This is a genomic window from Pseudomonas sp. FSL W5-0299 (assembly GCF_005930655.1).
In the GTDB taxonomy this organism is placed as follows: domain Bacteria; phylum Pseudomonadota; class Gammaproteobacteria; order Pseudomonadales; family Pseudomonadaceae; genus Aquipseudomonas; species Aquipseudomonas mandelii.
The window spans coordinates 183346-202854 of record NZ_RXHX01000003.1 but is presented as its reverse complement, the minus strand read 5'-3'; the positions used below and the strand labels follow the sequence as shown (position 1 = coordinate 202854).

Here is a 19509-nt window from a genome sequence, read left to right as displayed (position 1 = left end):
TGCAGCGTGCGCCCTCGGATACATTGGCGAAATATCAAGTTTGTTAACCTGACTTTATTGCGGAGTAATGTTTGATGCTCGGTCAACTCCACGACCTCGACCTGCAACTGCTGCGCCTGTTTGTCCGCGTGGTGGAATGCGGCGGGTTCAGCGCAGCGCAAGGTGAACTGGGGTTGAGCCAGTCGAGCATCAGCCAGCAAATGGCCAGACTCGAAACCCGGCTCGGCTATCGTTTGTGCAGTCGCGGCAAGGGTGGATTCCGGGTCACGCCCAAGGGCGAACAGTTGCTGAGCGCGACGCGCGGGCTGTTTGAGTCCATCGAAGCGTTCCGTCATCAATCCAACGGTGTGGCGGGTCGGCTGATCGGCGAAGTGCGCCTGGGTTTGTCCGAAGCGCTTGATCAATCGGTGCTGCAAAAAGTCGCCGATGCCATCCGTCGCTTTCGTGAACGGGACGAATCGGTGCGCATCGAGTTGATGAGCGCCATGCCCGGCGAAATGGAACGCCTGTTGCTGCAACAACGGCTGGACCTGGCGATCGGCTATTTCTCCCAAGTGCAAAGCGCGTTTGACTACCGCGAACTGTTCAGCGAAACCCAGCACCTGTACTGCGCCCCGGGTCATCCGTTGTTCACCGACGACGCGCCGGACGATCTGGCGTTGCAGGCGTGCGACCGGGTCGATCATCCCTATCGTTTTCTGCGCAGTGACGAGCCGTTTCAAGGCAAATTATGTTCGGCACGGTCCGAGCAGGTCGAAGGCACCCTCGCCTTCATCCTGTCCGGCAAGCATGTCGGCTATTTGCCTGAACATTTTGCCCGCAGCTGGGAAGACAAAGGTTTGCTGCGCGCCGTGCGCCGGGATGACCTGAGTTTTGATGTGGCGTTTCATCTGGCGCGCCATCGTGCCCAGGTGCCGGGGGATGCGCAGAAAGCCTTTGAAGAAGACTTGCTCGCCGCGTTTGAATGAACACGCACGGACCTGGGGCGAGGGAGCTTGCTCCCGTTCGGCGGCGCAGACGTCGCAAGATCTGCACACAAGGTGTGGTTGAAGGAATGCCGGGGGCCGCTACGCAGTCCAACGGGAGCAAGCTCCCTCGCCACAGCTCCGTGTGTATCGTTTGCCCTCGGTGCCCGCTGCTGGCATCCTGCGCCTCCATTTTTTGACCTGGCCCCTGGCGCTTTCCTCGTGACCTCTTCCGAACACGCAAAACCCCAGTCCCGTTCCGACCTGATCTACGGCCTCAACGATCGCCCACACCTCACCGCGACGGTCTTCGCCGCCTTGCAGCATGTGCTGGCGAGTTTTGTCGGCATCATCACGCCCACCCTGATCATGGGCGGTGCTCTGGGCCTGCAAAGCGAAGTGCCGTACCTGATCAGCATGGCGCTGTTTGTCTCGGGCCTGGGCACCTTTGTTCAGGCGCGTCGGTTCGGCCCGATCGGTTCCGGCCTGTTGTGCCTGCAAGGCACCAGTTTCTCGTTCATCAGCGTGATTCTCAGCGCCGGGTTCATGGTCAAGGCCCGGGGTGGCGGCACCGATGAAATCCTCTCGACGATTTTCGGCGTGTGCTTTTTCGCGGCATTTATCGAAGTGGTGTTGAGCCAGTTCATCGGCAAGCTGCGGATGCTGATCACACCCGTGGTGACCGGCACCATCATTACCCTGATGGGGCTTTCGCTGATCAAGGTCGCGATGACCGACATCGCCGGCGGCTTTGGCGCGGCGGACCTTGGCGCGGCCAGTCATCTGGGGTTGGCGGCGTTGGTGCTCGGCACGATCGTGGTGCTGAACCGGGTCGATGTGCCGTTCCTGCGCCTGGGGGCGATTGTCATTGGCCTGACCCTCGGTTACGTCGTGGCCTGGCTGATGGGCGACGTCAATTTCGCCAGCCTGCCCGACGTGCCGCTGATGAGCGTGCCGGTGCCGTTCAAGTACGGCTTCAATTTTGACTGGGTGGCGTTTGTGCCGGTGGCGGTGATTTTCCTGGTGTCGCCGCTGGAAGCCGCCGGTGACCTGACCGCCAACTCGATGATTTCCCGGCAACCGGTCAAGGGTCCGATTTACATCCGCCGGATCAAGTCCGGCCTGCTGGCTGACGGCCTGAACTCGGCCATGGCGGCGGTGTTCAACAGCATGCCGATGGTGACCTTCGCGCAAAACAACGGAGTGATCCAGCTCACCGGCGTGGCCAGCCGTTACGTGGCGTTCTTCATCGCCGGCCTGCTGGTGTTGCTGGGGCTGTTCCCGATGATTGGCGCGGTGCTGCAATTGATGCCCAAACCGGTGCTCGGCGGCGCGGAACTGGTGATGTTCGGCACCGTGGCGGTGGCCGGCATCAAGATCCTCGCCGAGGCCGGTCTGCATCGGCGCAACATGCTGATCGTGGCGATTTCCATCGGCATGGGCCTGGGGGTCGCAGCGGTGCCCGAAGTGCTGCGCGAGCTGCCCAAGGCGCTGCACAACATCTTCGAATCACCGATCACCGTCGGGGCGTTGTGCGCTATCGTGCTGAACATCTTCCTGCCCGAGGAATTCATCGAGCTGGAAGAGGACGATTTCGATCCGGAAGCGTCGATCTTGCAGGTCATGGAAAACCCCGATGTCCCGGCCAAGGGTGAACCCCCACGGCCTGCGGCAGTCGCACAGTTGAACCGCTAGAAAGCTCGAGGGCTGAGCCCGTGGCGGCTCAGCCCTTTTCTTTATGAGAGTGTCTACATGCGCAGCGTCCACGCCGTCATCCTTTCTCTGCTGTTGCTCTCCCTGAGCGCCTGCGCCCTCTTCCCTCATCGCGATCCGTTGAACATCAACGTGGTCGGCATCGAGCCGCTGCAAAGCCAGGATATGGAAGTGCGCTTTGCCGTAAAGATCCGGGTACAGAACCCCAACGAAACGCCGATCGACTACAACGGCGTGGCGCTGGATCTGGAAGTCAATGGCCAGCCACTGGCGTCCGGCGTCAGCGATCAGTCGGGCTCGATTGCACGCTTTTCCGAAACCGTGCTGAGCGTGCCGGTGAGCGTTTCGGCGTTCTCGGTGTTACGCCAGACGTTGGGGCTGAGCCAGACGCAGACACTGAATAATCTTCCCTACGTGTTACGCGGCAAACTGGCGGGAGGCTTGTTTGGAACGGTGCGCTTCGTCGACACCGGAAAACTGAGCTTGCCGGGGTCGACAGCCGGAACTCGGTCATACCGACAATGAATATCCCCTGTGGGAGCGAGCCTGCTCGCGAAGGCGGTGTGTCAGAAAACACATGCATTGACTGACACTCCGCCTTCGCGAGCAGGCTCGCTCCCACAGGGGTGATGTTGTTCAACCAGTGACGGTTATGCGGTGCAACGGACGCCGGGCCGGGCGCGCGTAGTGACTGATCCCGTCGTAGTCATAACGCGCGCGACTTGATCTTCTAGCGCCAATCCAGATAACGAAACAGTTCCTCCTCCTGATCAAAGTGCAGTCGCACGAGGGTATCCAGACGAATCAACTGATGCTGGATCTCATCAGCAGATGCCGTTGCGGGGTCGGAACTGAAGTCGCTACTCATGCGCGCCAGTAAATGGATAAGACGAAAAATCTCCCGGTGAGCGTGGCTCATAGCCGACATCGGGTCCTCGCCCGGCATGCTTCGCGTCAGCAGCGGGTACAGTATGTTTTCATCTTCGTGTTCATGCTGCGCCAGTGATGTTTGCAGCTTGTTGACCAGTTGCACCAGGTCGGTCTGTGCTTGCGCCAGTGGGCGCCGGGCGAAGTCATTGGCCAGTTGGTGCAGATCGCTCAGTACGGTGGAGAGTTGCTGGTGTTCATCTTGCAGGCGATCGATATGCTCTGCGGCAAGCTTTCGTTTCCTCAGCACCCACATCGGCCCCAGTGCCCGCAAGGCGTTAAGGATAATCACCACGTCGATACCCTCCTGCACCACGGCGCCAATCAGCGGCGGCAGGTAACCGAGGGCCGCCACCGCCATGGCCAGCAACGACATCCCCATGCCGACCAGCACACCCTGGCGGGCGATGTAGCGGGTGCGTCGGGCAATGTCCAGCGCCTCGACCAGACGATCCAGCCGATCCACCAGCAGCACAACACCTGCGGCTTGTGCAGAAGCAGTGGCACCGCTGGCCCCCATGGCTACGCCGACGGTGGCCGCCGCCAGGGCCGGGGCATCGTTGATGCCATCACCGACCATCAGTGTGCTGGTGCGCAGGCAACCTTCCTGTACAGCACGCACTTTATCCTCAGGGGTCAACCCGGCACGCAGCTCGTCAATCCCGGCAGATAGCGCAATCATCTCGGCGGTTTCCAGGCGATCCCCGGTGAGCATGACTATCTTTTCGATGCCCCGATTACGCAGTCGATGCAGAGTCTGTGGCGTTTCGCGCCGAACCTTGTCCGAGAAAACCAGCAGGCCCGCGAGTTGCCCATCCACGTCGATGAAGCTTCCACTGCACGCCAGGTAATCCATGTGGCGCAGCATGGCGGCGACCCAGTCAGTTTCAGGGGCGTCTTTGTGAGCGAAAGACAACGAGCCGAAACGCACCTGCACGCCATCGACCTGCCCACAAAGTCCAGAGCCTGGGCTTTCTTCTACTTCCTGTGGGACGCTCAGAGGCAATTGACGCTGATGCGCCGCCTCAACGATGGCCTGGGAGACAGGGTGCGTCGAGGCCTGCGCCAGCGAAGCGGCCAGGCCAAGCAGGCGCTGCGGATCGACCAGTCCGTTGACCTCTATCGACTGCAGACGGGCATGGCCGCTGGTCAGCGTGCCGGTCTTGTCGAGGAACACCTGCTTGACTCCGGCCAACGCTTCCAGGGTCACGCCGTCCTTGATCAGTATCCCGCGCCGCGCTGCCCTGGAAATCCCCGACATGATGGCAATCGGTACGGCCAGAATCAAAGGGCAAGGTGTGGCCACCACCAGTACCGCCAGCGCTCGCAAAGGATCACCACTCAATTGCCAGGCCAATCCGGCAATCAGCAACGTCAGCGGGATGAAGAACAATGCATAGCGGTCGGCCAGGCGCACGAAAGGTGCGCGCGAACGACGTGCCTCCTCAGCCAGCCGCACTATGCCGGAATAGGTACTCTGCGCGGCCGTTCGCGTGGCGATTATCAGGATGGGCGCACCGACATTGGAAACGCCGCTGGGCAGTTGCTCTCCTTCTCGACGGGTGACGGGCAACGACTCACCGCTGAGCGCCGATTCGTCCAGAATGGCCGCAGGACTTAGCAACCGACCGTCGACCGGTATCACCTCCCCCAGCCGCACCAGCAATGTCTGATTCAGCTGGACCTGCTCAACGGGGATCTCGCGCAAGCCGCCCTCCTCCTGCAGCCAGGCAAAACGTGGCGCCCGGTCGATGAGCGCACGAAGCTCACGGTCGGCGCGTTGCTTGGTGAAAAACTCCAGGGTCCGTCCGGTCGCCAGCATTAAGGCAATCACCGCTGCCACCAGTGTCTGATCAAAGACCAGGGCAGCAGTGATCGACAGCAGCGCGATCAGGTCGACACCGGCCTCGCGCCGGGCCAGGCGCCTGACGATTTCAAGGAGCAGTACCGCAGCCATCACCAGACTTCCGGCGGCCCAGCACCTCGATGCCCAATCAGGTGCTTGCGCAACATACGCAATGCCGCCGGCCAGCAGCGTCAGTGCGGTGAGCAGCAACAGAACAGGGTCCAGCCACTTACTGAGCATCGAAGTGAGTTCCTCAAAAGCGATTTGCAGGCCTCGCTGTAAAACAGCTGTCGCTCATCGAGGTATAGCTTAGGACTCGAATGTCTTTCGTGTCCCCGGCACGCCGCAATTTCGGCGCTGGACACAATAGAAGTCACGGTTGTGCCCGGACGAACCAGGTGTAAACCTATTTCAGGACTAGACAGTGCAAAAGGCTGAAGCAAGGTGCGCGTTAACGCTGCGATCACATGTTCTCTTCGACGAACGAGTCTGATTGTCTGACCGCCAGAATGCTGCCCTGCAACGAATACAGCGCGCGCTCCATAGTGCTGCCGATGAATCGATTAGTGCCCACCCGATGCAAGGTGCCCATCACCACGACGTCAGCCTGGTAATCATCGACAAATGCACTGATCACCGGCATCGGCAGCCCCATGAAAAAATGCCGGCGCTCTGGAGCAATGCCATAGCGCTCAGCCAGGGTGTTGAAGGCCTGATGAAGGGACGCTCGCAACTCATCCATGAAGGCCACATTCCAGCAGCCGGTGATCAGCGGCGTATCGCCATTGAATGCAGGCGATAAGTCATAGGCATAAAGCAGGTGCAGCGATGCGTCGCATTGCACGGCCAGCGTATGAGCTGCCTGAATAATGGCATCGTTCACATCACGGATTTGTGTGACCGTATCAAACAGGTCCACAGCGGCGACGATCTGATGAGGCAACTCATGATGGACCTGGTTGACCAGGTGCAACGCAACGGGACACCCGCGCAGCAAATGGTAATCCAGAGGTGTGACGAACACCCGTCCAAGTACCGGGTCCACCGTGACATCCTTGATGACCAGGTCGGGCTTGAGCTCTTCTACACACTTCACGATGTCGAGCAGTGGATCGCAGGTGAAGACAACTTGCACGTTCACCTCCAATCCCTGTGCATTGAGACGCTGAAGTGTCAGGTCCCTCCAGTGGAGATAATGGTGCTGATATCGCTGATCCCCCTCCTCGTCTTTGTTCTCTTCCCACACATGCGCCATGGGCGCGGGTTCGATAAAGGCTCGTACATCCAGCATGGCTCCACTGGCCCTGGCCAGGGCGATGGCACGCAGCAAGGCTGGGGCCTCTTTCAGGTTTGGGTTGGCGATCAGCAGCAAGCGTTGATAGTGGGCCATGACACACTTCCTCTATACACCGGCCCATAGCGTGGCCATGTTCAAAGACTGCGCTCGTTGCGCCCTATGCCTGTTTGATTTACATCAAATCCAGGCAATTGAGTGCACTGTCACAAGAGATCTGATCCAGATCATATTCAGGCGCAGTCAGCGGAGTAGAAAGAAGTGAATCGCGAGATTTGCCACTGCGCGCCAACCTATGAAGACGGCTGGAGGAACGCATCATGCTCACTGTCAAAGACCATAATGATCGGGCCTCTGAAGCCTATTCCAAAGTCACTGGGAAATACTGGATCGAAGCGCTCAAGGATGGTCGTCACGTGTTGATCCGGCAACTGACGGAAAAAGACCGCGAGCGAGAGTACCGTTTCATCAAACATCTGTGCCCTGAGTCCCGGCACATGCGCTTTCTCATGCAGAGCAGCGAACCCGGCAACAAGCAGTGCCTGGCTTACATCGCACTGGTCCACGAAAATGGCCAATTGATCGAGATCGGCGTCAGCCGTTATGCCGCCACGGGCGAATACAAGTGTGAAGGTACGGTGACAGTCGCCGATCAATGGAAGCGTCTGGGTTTGGGTACGTTATTGCTGGAACATTTGATCACGGCCGCGCGCAAGAACGGTTTTCACCAGATGTATGCGCTCGACGCCTCCAGCAATGCCCCGATGCGCGACCTGGCCAGATCACTGGGCTTCGAGACGCGCGACGATCCCTACGATACCCGTCAGGTGATTCACTGCCTGTACCTGTAAAACAACGGGGCTGTTGAAGCACCTTGATCCGGCGACTCATATAAGCGGCCTATTGGCCCGCCAGGCGAGGAATCTGGCCCCCGACACCTTCTCTCAAGCCTTTGCACCCTTTATTGACGAAACTCAATTGTTCATCTGGAGCAAGGCGTAGGAATAATCAAACAGGTGATGAATCGACACAAAAGTTCGCGTTTAAACACAATGTGTCGAGGACCTGCGCAAGATCTCCCGCGGTTGTGCGCAAGCGCAATACCGCTGGCGGTAACCCACCCTTACGGGGACGACGGTCATGAACACACCCTCCCAAGACATGCTGGATAACCTGTATGGCTCACCTCGGCACATTGACCAGGCTGCCATCGCACCGCTTCTGCGCCAATACGCTGAGCCTCTGCCGGCGCTGGACTCATCCGCCTTTGGTGAAATGTTCGATCGCTATGCGGATGCGCGGGTGGTGATGATTGGTGAGGCCAGTCATGGCACCAGTGATTTTTATCGAACCCGGGCAGCGATCACCCAAAGGCTGATTGAGCAACACGGGTTCAACATTGTGGCCGTTGAAGCCGACTGGCCGGACGCCGGCCATGTCGACCAGTATGTCCGGGGGTTGGCACACTCGGCGTGGAAACGTCACATCTTCAGCCGATTCCCGACCTGGATGTGGCGCAACACCGACGTGAGAGCATTCGCCCACTGGCTGCATCTCTACAACCACACCCTCGCCACTGAACGTCGCGTCGAGTTCCGCGGGCTGGACGTCTACAGCTTGCGCAACTCCATCCATGAGGTGCTGAGTTATCTGGACCGGGTCGACCCACAGCTGGCCCACGAGGCCCGGCGGCGCTATGGCTGTCTGACCCCTTGGCAGGATGATCCCGCGTTGTATGGTCACTTCGTCGAACGTGCCGGCTTGATGCCTTGTGAGCAACCGGTGATTGAACAGCTCGACGCCATGCTGGCCGAACAACTGGCCGGGCTCATCCAGAACGACGAGGCCTTCTTCAATGCGGCGCAAAACGCTCGGGTGGTGCAGGCGGCGGAACAGTATTACCGTGCGATTTATCGAGGGTCGACCGCCTCATGGAACCTGCGTGACCGGCACATGTTCGACACACTTCGGGCACTGCTTGAGCACCGCGGTCCACAAGCCAAAGCCGTGGTTTGGGCGCACAATTCTCATATCGGCAACGCGGCTGCGACGGAAATGGGCTGGAAGGGTCAGTTCAACATCGGTCAGCTGTGCCGCAGTGCTTATGGGCGCGATGCCGTACTGATCGGCATGAGCACCGACCGTGGCCAGGTGGCCGCAGCCGATGACTGGGACGGCGACATGCTCATCAAGGACATCCGGCCCTCTCGCCCGGACAGTTGGGAGCACCAGTTCCTCAAGGCGGGTGTGCCGGCGTCATTGACCGACTGGCGAGATCCAACGCGCAAAGCGCTGCGCCGTGTGCTGTCCAAACCGTTGCTGGAACGGGCCATCGGGGTGATTTACCGCCCTGAAACCGAGCGTGGCAGTCACTACTTCGAAGCGACGCTGGCCGAACAGTTCGACGCCATGATCTGGATTGAACAGACCCAACCCGTGACAGCACTGGCGCTACCGAAAAGCCAGAGACTCGAACCGGAAGACGAAACCTATCCGTTTGGCGTGTGAGGCCGATGAGGCGTTGTCAGGCGGGGTCGTGCAAATACTTCTCGAACCAGTCGCCAGCGAGTCTGGCGACTTCTTCAAGGGCTCCAGGTTCTTCGAAAAGATGGGTCGCGCCCGCCACAATTTCCAGCTGCTGCTCACACTGCAAGGCCTGACTGCTTTGATCATTCAGTTCGAGCACCACTGGGTCCTGGGCGCCTACGATCTGCAAGGTGGGTGCCCTCACCTGCGACAATGCAGCCCCCGCCAGGTCGGTGCGCCCTCCGCGGCTGACCACCGCATGCACCACCTCCGGGCGCACGGCCGCCGCCAACAACGCCGCCGCAGCACCGGTGCTTGCGCCGAACAGACCGATTCGCAGCGAGTGCAACTCCACGTCCCGACCGACCCAGTCGATGACGTCCACCAGTCGCCTGGCGAGCAAGGCAATATCGAAACGCAGCTCCCCGGTGAGGTTGTCCAGGCGTTGCTCTGGCTCCGTGAGCAGGTCGAACAGCAGCGACGCCAGCCCCCGCTTGGCCAAGGACTCTGCGACAAACTGATTGCGTGGGCTCAGACGGCCACTGCCGCTACCGTGCACGAAGATCACCAGACCGTCAGTCTGCAGCGGCAGACGCAGATCGGCCGATAACTCAACCTCTCGCAATTCCAGCTGTCGAGATTGAGGCTTAATCATCGAAAGGCTCCCGCGAGGCGGAATCCGTGGCGGCTTCTCGCTGCCAGGCCCGTTGCAACAAATCAATGACTTCTTCGTCCGAGGTCTGGGGGAAACTCAAGTACCAATACCCGATCGACATCATCCATTCAGGTATGAGTGGGCAGATCACCTCATCGACTTCGAAGCTCAGCGTGTCCACCGTTTCCCGCGGCGCAACCGGTACGGCAACGACTGTACGAGCAGGTGCCTGCATACGCACCGCGCGGATCGCCGCCATCATCGAGGCGCCCGTCGCCAGGCCGTCATCCACCAGAATCACCACCTGCCCCTTGAGCTGCAAGGGTGGCCGGGCGCCCCGGTACAGGTGCTCCCGCCGCTGCAATTCCCGTGTTTCACGCGCGACCACGGCGTCGAATGCGGCCGGGGAAATCGGGTGAGCCCGCAGCGCTTCTTCATTTCGGATCTGGATACCGCCACTGGCGATGGCGCCCATGGCGAACTCGGGGTTGGACGGCACGCCCAGTTTGCGCACCAGCATCAGGTCCAGGCGCACGTCCAGGGCCTTGACCACTTCATAGGCAACCGGAACGCCGCCACGGGGCAAGGCGAGGACGATGACATCGGGTCGATGGGCGTATTTGAGCAACGGTTCCACCAGACGTCGACCGGCTTCTGCCCGGTCCTCCAATGTGGTTTGTAATGAGGGGCTTTGACTCATGAAAAACCTCCTCAGGCGATGACGCCTGTCGTTTCGTTACACCATGGCCTTGTCCGGCTAGACCGCCAGAACACTGCAAGGCACCTGGTACAGAATATGTTCGGTCGTGCTGCCCAGCAGCTTCTCCAGGCCGTGGTACTGGACTCGGCCCATCACGATCACATCCACCTGCTGCTCGTTGGCAAAATCGCTCAACGCCGCGACCGGATGTCCGAGAACAAAATGCCGACGGTCAGAGGGGACGCCGTACCGACCGGCCAATTTGCTGAACGATTGTTCCTCGGTGGTGCGCAACTCTTTGGTGATGTCTGGAAGCGCCAGCCCCCCCATGTCTGCCAGATAGACCCCTGAAAGATCGCAGGCATACAGCAGGTGCAGCTCGGCATCGCACTGCAACGCCAGGTTGGTGGCTTGCTGAATGATCCGCTCGTTCAGCTCGCTGTCCGCAGGCGCCGTATCCGACGCGTCAACCGCCGCCACGACCTTGCGCGGCAAGGCATGACCACCGCCGCCCACCAGATAGACCGGTATCGGGCAGTGCCGCAACAAATGCCAATCCAGCGGGGTGAAGAACGCGCGTTTGAGCGCTGATTCGTGCTGCACTTCTTTGATCAGCAGGTCGGGCTGCATTTCCGAGACGTGATCAAGAATGTCTTGCTTCATGTCGTCGGCCCACATCACCTCTGTCGTCACTTTGAGCCCCAGCGCATTGAGATTGGTTGCCTGGTTTTTCAGCCAGTCGCGATGGTCCTGAAGGTAGCTTTCCCGGGCTTTTTCCTGCACGCCTTCGTCAAGCAGTGACAGTATCTCCAACGGTTTTACAAGCGCAGCAATATGCAAGCTCGCGCCGCTGGCCTTGGCCAGAGCGGCCGCATGGTTTATCGCTGGGGAATGGCGCAGGGCCGGGTTGATGATGAGTAACAAGCGTTGATATTGGCTCATGATCTGACTCCATACAGGGGGACTCGACGTCCATCGCTGCCCCATTGCTGAGACTAGTCGTAACGCCTGCGCCGGATCAGGCACCCGCGTTGATTCAGCGTCCTCTGTTGATGTCGCCCTGGCGTTGATTTATATCAAATCCCCGCGTAACGCCGTTCATTGGACCAATGCGGGTCATGGATCGGGCTTTCATTTCACCGTACTTGATCAATATCAACAGGGCCGGGCCGAGCAGGATTACGTTGGCAAAATGGGACGGCATGTTTGCTGTGCTCAGGACTTTGATGCTTGCCGGTTCCTTGATGGTGTGATGCCCCCACCGCACCGGCTTTCGACAGGAGACGGCAATGTCGACCCAACTTGCGAGTCAGCGGTTGCGCTTGTACGACAGCGATGAACTCGATGGCGTGCTGAAGGCGATGGCGCGCCAAGCGGCGATATTGTTGCCGCCCGCTCAATCGGCACTGATTGGCATCCAGCGTCGCGGCGAGCCGCTGGCACAGCGCTTACAGCAGCATCTTTCGCGTCAGACCGGCCAGCCAGAACTGCCGCTTTACCCCCTGAAGGTCAAGCGTTATGCCGATGACCTCAAGGTCCTGCATACACACACGGAATTGACTGAGAACCCACTTCTGGGCGAGCTGGACCTTGCCAATACCACCCTGCTTGTTGTCGACGATGTGCTTTTTGAAGGCCACTCCCTTCTGCGCACCTGTGCCTATTTGGCGCAGCTGGGGGCTCGTCGGGTCTACACTGCGGTATTGGTTGACCGGCATGTTTGCCAGCAACCGATCCGTGCCGACATTGTCGGCGTGCACCTGCAAGTTGCCGCCCATGACATCGTCGAATGCAACGTCCCGCCCTACGAAATGGAGTTCTGCATTGAAGTGTTGCGTCATGGTGCTGCCCGATGATGGCGCAACTGTTCGATAAGCCTCAAAGGAGCCAATGCATGCTCACCGACCGCCCGCTTCTTTTTGCCCTGCAAGGCAGTGAGCACTATGCAACACGCGTCGCGCAGCGGCTTGGCTGCCAACTGGCCCTGCATGAAGAGCGCGACTATGAAGATGGCGAACATAAATGCCGACCGCTGGCGTCGGTTAACGGTCGCGAGGTCGTGGTGTTCCATGCTTTGTATGGGGATGACCGGCAGAGCGCTAACGATAAGTTGTGTCGCCTGTTGTTCTTTTGCGGAGCACTCAAGGATGCCGGCGCTCGCCATGTGCAGGTCGTAACACCCTACCTCTGCTATGGACGAAAAGATCGTCGCAGCCAACCTCAAGACCCCACGATCACCCGCTACCTGGCGGCCATGATTGAAGCCTGCCACGTTGATCGTCTGGTTGCCCTGGAGGTGCATAATCCGGCCGCGTTCGACAATGCCTTTCGCATTCCAACGTGGAACGTGCAGTGCACAGAATTATTCGCCGAGCATTTCGCCAGGTTCGTCGGCGACACCGACGTGGTGGCGGTGTCCCCGGATTCCGGTGGTGCCAAGCGCGCCGAACAGTTTCGTCAGGCCCTCGAACGACATCTGGGACGCTCAGTGGGCAGTGCGCTGATGGAAAAGCACCGTGCTCACGCGACGCTGACAGGCGCCCTGTTGGTGGGCGACGTATCGGGTAAGACAGCCATTGTTTTCGACGATCTGATCAGTACCGGTGAAACGCTGAAGCATGCGGGCCTTGCCTGTCAAAAGGGTGGAGCGACCCGATTGTTTGCCGCGGCGACCCATGGTTTGTTCACGGCGGGCAGCCATCTGTTCGACAAGCCGCTTTTCGAGCACATTGCGATCTCTGACAGCGTGCCTCCATTTCGCCTATCCCCCGAGTGCGTGACGCAGCACGTGCACGTAATCGACAGCACCGCCCTGATAGCCACCTTGCTTGCTGAAAGTGGAGCATTCGATACCGTTTGAGCAGATGAAGAGGCCGATCAAAGACAATGGGGAGTGCCTGACGTTGAAAAAGATGAAAATCAACACAGCATTCACACTGATGGAGCCAGGCCCGGTGGTCTTCGTCACCACAAATGATGGCCGCAAGAACAACATCATGACCATCTCGTGGACCATGGTGATGGGCTTCACGCCGATTTTTGCCGTGACCACCGGGCCCTGGAACTATTCGTACGCCGCGCTTCTGAAAACCAAGGAGTGCGTCATTTCAATCCCCACCGTCGATTTGATCGATCGCGTTATTGGTGTGGGAACCTGTTCTGGTGCCGACACAGACAAGTTTGCAACCTTCGGATTGACGCCCGTGAAAGGCAAACATGTCAGGTCACCCTTGATCAAGGAGTGCCTGGCCAATATCGAATGCAAGGTTGTCGATATCATCGAGAAACACAATATTGTTGTCCTCGAAGGCCTCGCCGCCTACATAGATGAGGCACGCAAAGAGACACGAACACTTCATTCAGTGGGTGATGGTTCCTTTGTCGTGGACGGACGCAAACTGGATAGAAGAGAAATGATGCAGTCGAAGCTACCAGAGGGTGTCCAGGTGGTTAGTCAATGATAATGAGCGCCACCGGCGTCCACTTGGCAGGCAATGAACAGTCATCGACGAGTCACTGACCTGGTGCGTTCCCGAGCGTTAATAAAAGCCTTCCGGGTAATACGTTGAGACCTGTCAGGTGAAGGCGAGCCAGCGTCAACGTTGCCACGCAATAAGTGCATTTTCCGCTGGCAGAAAGGCGTCTGAGTGCCAGGCGCGTACCCGTGGAGTGTAGCCATCCACGGGCCGCGTGGCAGCGACCGAGATGGAAAAGATATAGCCTTGGATGGCGCCGGGTATGGGGCCGACAGCGTTCATCGGCAGGCATTCTGCCGGGTGTCCATCGCACGGGGCGGCATAGAGTTCCACCCTTACCCACTCCGGTGCGATCTCCCCCAGATAGACCGGTACGCTGATGTACAGCCACTCGCCGTCGTGTTTCGCATCGACCGTGCCGAAATGTATGTTGTCCCATCCCAAGGCAACCGCCTTGTGCCAGGCATGAAGCCCACGTGCGAGTTCGGCCTTATCCTTGCTACGGCGTCGGAACGCCTGGATCGCCGGTTGGTAACAACAATCCAGGTATTCGAGCAGCATGCGATTGCTACTGAATTGCGGCCCCAGTTGCGACATGCTGGCGCGCATGCGTTGCACCCAGTCTCGTGGAATTCCCTGCGTGTCGCGTGTGTAAAAGGTGGGCACTACTTCTTCTTCGAGCAGGCGGTACAAGCACTCGGCGTCGGCTACATCGTCGCTGGGGGCGTCGTCGCCGATTGCCCAACCGCAGGTGGGCTGGTACGCCTCCGCCCACCAACCGTCCAGTTGGGACAGGTTAAGTCCGCCATTGACCAGAACCTTCATCCCACTGGTGCCACAGGCTTCCCATGGTCGTCGCGGTGTATTGATCCAGACATCGACGCCTTGCACCAGATGTTGGGCCTGTTCAATGTCGTAATCCTCCAGGAACACGACATGCCTTCGCAGATTTGGACGATGAACAAACTCCATCCATGCCTGGATCAGCTGCTTGCCCTGCTCGTCACTGGGATGGGCTTTACCGGCGATGATCAGTTGGACCGGTCGATGCTCATCGGTTAGCAGGCGGCTCAGGCGCTCCGGGTCATGCAGCAACAGATTCGGTCGCTTATAGTCGGTGAATCGCCGCGCGAAGCCGAGCGTAAGGCAATTGGGATCGAGCACCTGCGCGGCTTCTTCGACCCGCTGAGGTGACTCGCCACGCTGTCCAAGATGCCATGCCAAACGGTGACGCGTGTAATGCACCAGATCGCGGCGTTGCTCGGCGGCCATCGTCCACAAGGCCCTGTCATCACTGTGGGAGACCGTCCCTGAGAGAGACTCCACCGTGCCGAGCCAACGTTCCTTGCCACAGGTGCTAGTCCAAAGGTGATCAGACCACACCGAATCCCAGGATGGCACATGGACGCCGTTGGTAATGTGCCCTACAGGTATCTCTTGAAGCGGCCAGCGTGGATAAAGATCACTGAACAATTGACGGCTGACCTCGCCATGCAAACGACTCACTGCATTGCACTGGGCGCACCCACGCAATGCCAGAAAAGCCATGTTGAACGGCTCATCGTCGTCCGCCGGATCACGCCGGCCCAACGCCAGAAGTTCGCGCAATGAAATGCGACAGTCTTCGAGATACTCACGCGCGTACTTGTAAATGAGCGAGGGTGGAAATAAGTCGAAACCCACAGCCACTGGCGTATGCGTTGTGAATACGTTACCTGCACGCGTTGCCCACCATGCCTCCCAGAACGATGTTCCCATCTTGTGCATAAAACGACGGGCACGTTCCAGCACAAGCAGTGCGGCGTGACCTTCGTTAAGGTGGCACACGTCAACGTCGATACCCAGTGCGTCGAGTACCGCCCAGCCACCAATGCCGAGCACCACTTCCTGGAGCAAACGCATTTCCGAGCCGCCGCCATACAACTTAGAGGTGATACCGCGGTCGGCGGGCCCATTGCGCAGATCGTTACTGTCCAGCAGATACAGGCGCGTACGTCCGACAATGGCCTGCCATATACGCAAATACAAAGTGCGACCGGGAAGTTGCAGCACGATTTTCAGCCAGGCGCCGTCATTTCCGATCGTTGGCTGAATCGGCAGGCTGGTGGCATCGTTGTAAGGATAGGCCTCATGCTGCCTGCCTTGCGCGTCGATGTATTGCCGAAAATAGCCTTCCTGATAGAGCAAACCCACCCCAAGTATCGGAACGCCCATGTCGCTCGCCGTCTTCAGGTAATCTCCCGCAAGCACACCGAGTCCGCCGGCGTAGAGCGGAAAGGCCTCACTCAAACCGTACTCCATGCTGAAATAGGCGATCCGCGCCGAATCCCTGGCCCCTTGCTGCTGTGCATACCAGCCTGAGTCGTCGAGATAACGCCGATGCTCTGCGATGGCGTGCGCCAGTTTCTGCGAGAAGTCAGGATCTCGGCAGAGTTCGTCAAGACGCTGCTGCGAAGCATTCTGCAAAATCATCCACGGATTATGGGTACGCACCCAAAGTTCTGGGTCAATCGATTTCCACAGGTCGTCGAGTGCATGATTCCAGGTCCAGCGCAGGTTAAGTGCGAGGTCGGTCAGTGCGCAGAGTTGCTCCGGCAACTCACGTGGCAAGAAGGCATACACGTCGACACCTCAATGTAATCGGCAGTTTTGCGGATCTTGATCAGGCGTGCCATGAGGCAACGGTTTTACGGTGTGCGATTGAGTGACAGGCGCTTTTCCACCGCCAGAACATGCCGGGTCGTGGCGAGCACTGCATCCGGATTGAGGCTTATCGAGTCGATGCCAATTTCCACCAGAAATTCAGCCATCTCGGGATAGTCAGACGGCGCCTGTCCGCAAATACCGGAGTGGCGGCCGTTACGTTTTGCTCCCTCCACCGCCAGGCGAATCATCTGTTTCACTCCCGGATCGCGTTCATCGAAATCGAAGGCGACGATTTCCGAATCGCGATCCACGCCGAGCGTCAGCTGGGTCAGGTCATTGGAGCCGATGGAGAATCCGTCGAACAGTTTGGCGAAGGCGTCGATCAGGATGACGTTGTTGGGGATCTCGCACATGACGTAGACCTCCAGTCCGTTTTCTCCGCGCTTGAGGCCATGGCTGGCCATCGCTGCCAATACCTTTTCGCCCTCCTCCACTCTGCGGCAAAAAGGGATCATCAACTTGACGTTAGTCAGGCCTATCTCGTCGCGCACCCGCTTCATTGCCGCGCATTCCAGCGCAAAACCTTCGGCATAGGCACTATGGGTATAACGGGACGCCCCACGAAAACCGATCATTGGGTTGTCTTCTTCCGGCTCGAAATACTGACCGCCCAGCAGGGTCGCGTATTCGTTGCTTTTGAAGTCGCTCATGCGCACTACGCAGGGTTTTGGATACACCGCCGCCGCAATTGTGGCGACGCCTTCGGCCAAGGTCTTGACGAAAAAATCCGCAGGATCATTGTAAGCAATGCTCAGGGCAGCGATCTTTTCACGTGTTGCGTCATCCACCTTTTCCGGGTGTACGAGCGCCATCGGATGCACCTTGATGTATTCATTAATAATGAATTCCATACGCGCCAGACCAATGCCATCCACCGGTAGCGAGGCAAGACTAAAGGCCTGATCAGGATTGCCCAGGTTCATCATAATCTTTGTTTTTGGATGTCCCAGCTGGCTGAGATCGGTGTGCTGAATGTCAAAACCCAGAATGCCTTCATAGACATTTCCGGTTTCGCCTTCGGCGCAGCTAATGGTGATCGGTGTGCCGGTTTCTATTTTGTCTGCCGCGTTTGCGGTTCCCACGATGGCGGGAATGCCCAGTTCACGCGAGACGATGGCGGCGTGGCAAGTACGTCCGCCCCTGCTCGTCACGATAGCCGCGGCGGTCTTCATGACAGGTTCCCAGTCGGGTGCCGTGGTATCTGAGACCAGCACCTCGCCCGGTTGAAAATCACTGAGATGCTTGGCATCGTTAATGACACGCGCCTTGCCGGCGCCAATTCTGGTGCCGACCGCCCTGCCCTTAAGCAGCACTGTCGATCTTTGCTTGAGATGGTAAATCTCAAGCACGCTGCCTTTCTTTTGCGACTCCACCGTTTCCGGTCGCGCCTGCACTATATATAACCGGCCATCAATGCCGTCTTTGGCCCATTCCATATCCATGGGCTTGTAAAAACCGGCTTTGCCCGAATAGTGGTTTTCAACCTTGATGGCATAGTCGGCCAGCACCATCACATCCGCATCAGTGATGCAGAAGCGGGTTCGTTCTTCGCCGGGCGTGTCAATATTCTTGGTGTATTCCACCGCGATATTGCCGGTATTGAGCTCGCCGGCAAAAATCATCTTCTTTGCTTTGCTACCCAGGCTGCGCTTCAAGACAGCACGATAACCCTGCAGAAAGCTGGGTTTGTGCACATAGAAACTGTCGGGGTCTATCGTGCCCTGCACGACATTCTCGCCGAGCCCCAGCGCGGCATTGATGAAGACGACATCCCTGAAGCCTGTTTCCGTGTCCAGCGAAAACATCACGCCACTGGCCCCTATATCGCTACGCACCATCTTCATGACCACGACGGCGAGATAGACCTTGTAGTAATCAAAGCCATTGTCGTATTTGTAGTGGATGGAGCGGTCGGTAAAGTTGGACGCCAGGCAACGTTTGTAGGCATCGAGCAGATCACCGTCAGTGGCGATGTTGAGATAGGTATCGTTCTGCCCGGCAAATGAGGCCTGCGGCGAATCCTCGGCGGTCGCCGAGGACCGCACCGCCAATGAAATGTTTTCGCCGTATTCCTTTTTGAGTTGGGCATAACTTTGCAAAATCGCCGTCTTTAGATCTTCCGGCAATGAACAGCCATATACGATCGCCCTCGCCTTTGCCCCCCGCGCCTGCAAATCCTTGATGTTGTCGGGGTCGAGTCCGTCAAGTGCCGCATGCAGAGGCTGCCAGGCGCTATTGTGATCAAGCACATAACGATACGCCTCAACGGTGATGGCAAAACCGTTGGGGATGCATACACCCTCAGTCGTGAGGTTCTGGTACATCTCACCCAGCGAGGCGTTCTTGCCACCGACCAGCGATACATCGTTGATACCCAGCTCTTTGAACCAGCGGATATGTGAATGCATCACGATATTTCTCCTTTTGATGGGGGGAGACTTTGTCGGCCGCTTCTACTTGATATAGAGCTTTATGGCTTGATGCCGCCTGCGTGTGTTGATTTAGATCAATGAGCGCCCTTTGAGCAGCAATAGCCGGGAGTATCAGCCCGCTTTTTGATGTATGCAGAGGGCGTAGCTGGACGAGAAGTACCGCCGCTACCAAGACCTCACCGTCTGCAATGGCAGCCGGCTCTGGTCACCTGCGCCGATTGAGCGTTGAATGATGTAGCCGAGCTGTCCGCCATCCTATTCAGGATCAA

15 protein-coding genes are annotated in these 19509 nt (G+C 58.4%); 8 read left to right on the top strand and 7 right to left on the bottom strand.

The window, feature by feature from the left end:
* The first annotated feature begins 74 nt into the window (after nucleotides 1-74).
* The 3 genes from FHL16_RS06505 to FHL16_RS06495 all read left to right on the top strand — a co-directional run bounded on the left by FHL16_RS06505 (nucleotide 75) and on the right by FHL16_RS06495 (nucleotide 3203).
* Nucleotides 75-968: a LysR family transcriptional regulator gene (locus FHL16_RS06505; protein WP_010460591.1), complete on the top strand. Its 894-nt coding sequence runs from the start codon at nucleotides 75-77 to the stop codon at nucleotides 966-968.
* A 219-nt stretch (nucleotides 969-1187) separates the two neighbouring features.
* Complete coding sequence (locus FHL16_RS06500; protein WP_010460593.1) at nucleotides 1188-2660, top strand: nucleobase:cation symporter-2 family protein; 1473 nt, start codon at nucleotides 1188-1190, stop codon at nucleotides 2658-2660.
* Between the two features lie 57 nt (nucleotides 2661-2717).
* On the top strand, nucleotides 2718-3203 hold the full coding sequence (locus FHL16_RS06495) for an LEA type 2 family protein (protein ID WP_010460595.1): 486 nt from the start codon (nucleotides 2718-2720) through the stop codon (nucleotides 3201-3203).
* Between the two features lie 205 nt (nucleotides 3204-3408).
* On the opposite strand, the gene FHL16_RS06490 is transcribed toward FHL16_RS06495, so the two are convergent.
* Both FHL16_RS06490 and FHL16_RS06485 read right to left on the bottom strand, forming a co-directional pair.
* Nucleotides 3409-5691, bottom strand: a complete 2283-nt coding sequence (locus FHL16_RS06490; RefSeq protein WP_077747785.1) for a heavy metal translocating P-type ATPase — start codon at nucleotides 5689-5691, stop codon at nucleotides 3409-3411.
* A 223-nt stretch (nucleotides 5692-5914) separates the two neighbouring features.
* Nucleotides 5915-6841: a universal stress protein gene (locus FHL16_RS06485; protein ID WP_077747784.1), complete on the bottom strand. Its 927-nt coding sequence runs from the start codon at nucleotides 6839-6841 to the stop codon at nucleotides 5915-5917.
* Between the two features lie 224 nt (nucleotides 6842-7065).
* On the opposite strand from FHL16_RS06485, the gene FHL16_RS06480 reads away from it, so the two are divergent.
* Nucleotides 7066-7596 (top strand): GNAT family N-acetyltransferase, encoded by a 531-nt coding sequence (locus FHL16_RS06480; RefSeq protein WP_010460601.1) that lies wholly within the window; start codon nucleotides 7066-7068, stop codon nucleotides 7594-7596.
* 289 nt (nucleotides 7597-7885) lie between these two features.
* Nucleotides 7886-9253: an erythromycin esterase family protein gene (locus FHL16_RS06475; RefSeq protein WP_077747783.1), complete on the top strand. Its 1368-nt coding sequence runs from the start codon at nucleotides 7886-7888 to the stop codon at nucleotides 9251-9253.
* Between the two features lie 16 nt (nucleotides 9254-9269).
* Here FHL16_RS06475 and FHL16_RS06470 read toward each other — a convergent pair whose 3' ends face one another.
* From FHL16_RS06470 to FHL16_RS06460, 3 genes are read right to left on the bottom strand one after another with little or no spacing between them, the layout of a single operon-like run.
* Nucleotides 9270-9926 (bottom strand): dienelactone hydrolase family protein, encoded by a 657-nt coding sequence (locus FHL16_RS06470; protein ID WP_077747782.1) that lies wholly within the window; start codon nucleotides 9924-9926, stop codon nucleotides 9270-9272.
* Entirely contained in the window at nucleotides 9919-10626 is a 708-nt protein-coding gene (locus tag FHL16_RS06465; protein ID WP_077747781.1) for a phosphoribosyltransferase, read from the bottom strand. Before FHL16_RS06465 ends, FHL16_RS06470 begins: the two co-directional genes overlap by 8 nt.
* Before the next feature lie 57 nt (nucleotides 10627-10683).
* Nucleotides 10684-11568: a universal stress protein gene (locus tag FHL16_RS06460; protein ID WP_077747780.1), complete on the bottom strand. Its 885-nt coding sequence runs from the start codon at nucleotides 11566-11568 to the stop codon at nucleotides 10684-10686.
* Between the two features lie 347 nt (nucleotides 11569-11915).
* Between FHL16_RS06460 and FHL16_RS06455 the strand changes: the two genes are divergently transcribed.
* Genes FHL16_RS06455 through FHL16_RS06445 form a run of 3 tightly spaced genes read left to right on the top strand, consistent with a single transcriptional unit; the run spans nucleotide 11916 to nucleotide 14087 of the window.
* The gene (locus tag FHL16_RS06455) at nucleotides 11916-12482 is read left to right on the top strand and encodes a phosphoribosyltransferase family protein (RefSeq protein ID WP_077747779.1); all 567 of its coding nucleotides are present in this window, start codon (nucleotides 11916-11918) and stop codon (nucleotides 12480-12482) included.
* 38 nt (nucleotides 12483-12520) lie between these two features.
* Nucleotides 12521-13486: a ribose-phosphate diphosphokinase gene (locus FHL16_RS06450; protein WP_077747778.1), complete on the top strand. Its 966-nt coding sequence runs from the start codon at nucleotides 12521-12523 to the stop codon at nucleotides 13484-13486.
* A gap of 52 nt (nucleotides 13487-13538) precedes the next feature.
* Nucleotides 13539-14087: a flavin reductase family protein gene (locus tag FHL16_RS06445; RefSeq protein WP_238706160.1), complete on the top strand. Its 549-nt coding sequence runs from the start codon at nucleotides 13539-13541 to the stop codon at nucleotides 14085-14087.
* 135 nt (nucleotides 14088-14222) lie between these two features.
* On the opposite strand, the gene glgP is transcribed toward FHL16_RS06445, so the two are convergent.
* Together glgP and ppsA are read right to left on the bottom strand one after the other, a co-directional pair.
* Entirely contained in the window at nucleotides 14223-16724 is a 2502-nt protein-coding gene (glgP, locus tag FHL16_RS06440) for an alpha-glucan family phosphorylase (RefSeq protein ID WP_077747776.1), read from the bottom strand.
* A gap of 65 nt (nucleotides 16725-16789) precedes the next feature.
* Complete coding sequence (ppsA, locus tag FHL16_RS06435) at nucleotides 16790-19216, bottom strand: phosphoenolpyruvate synthase (protein WP_077747775.1); 2427 nt, start codon at nucleotides 19214-19216, stop codon at nucleotides 16790-16792.
* Between the last annotated feature and the right edge of the window lie 293 nt (nucleotides 19217-19509).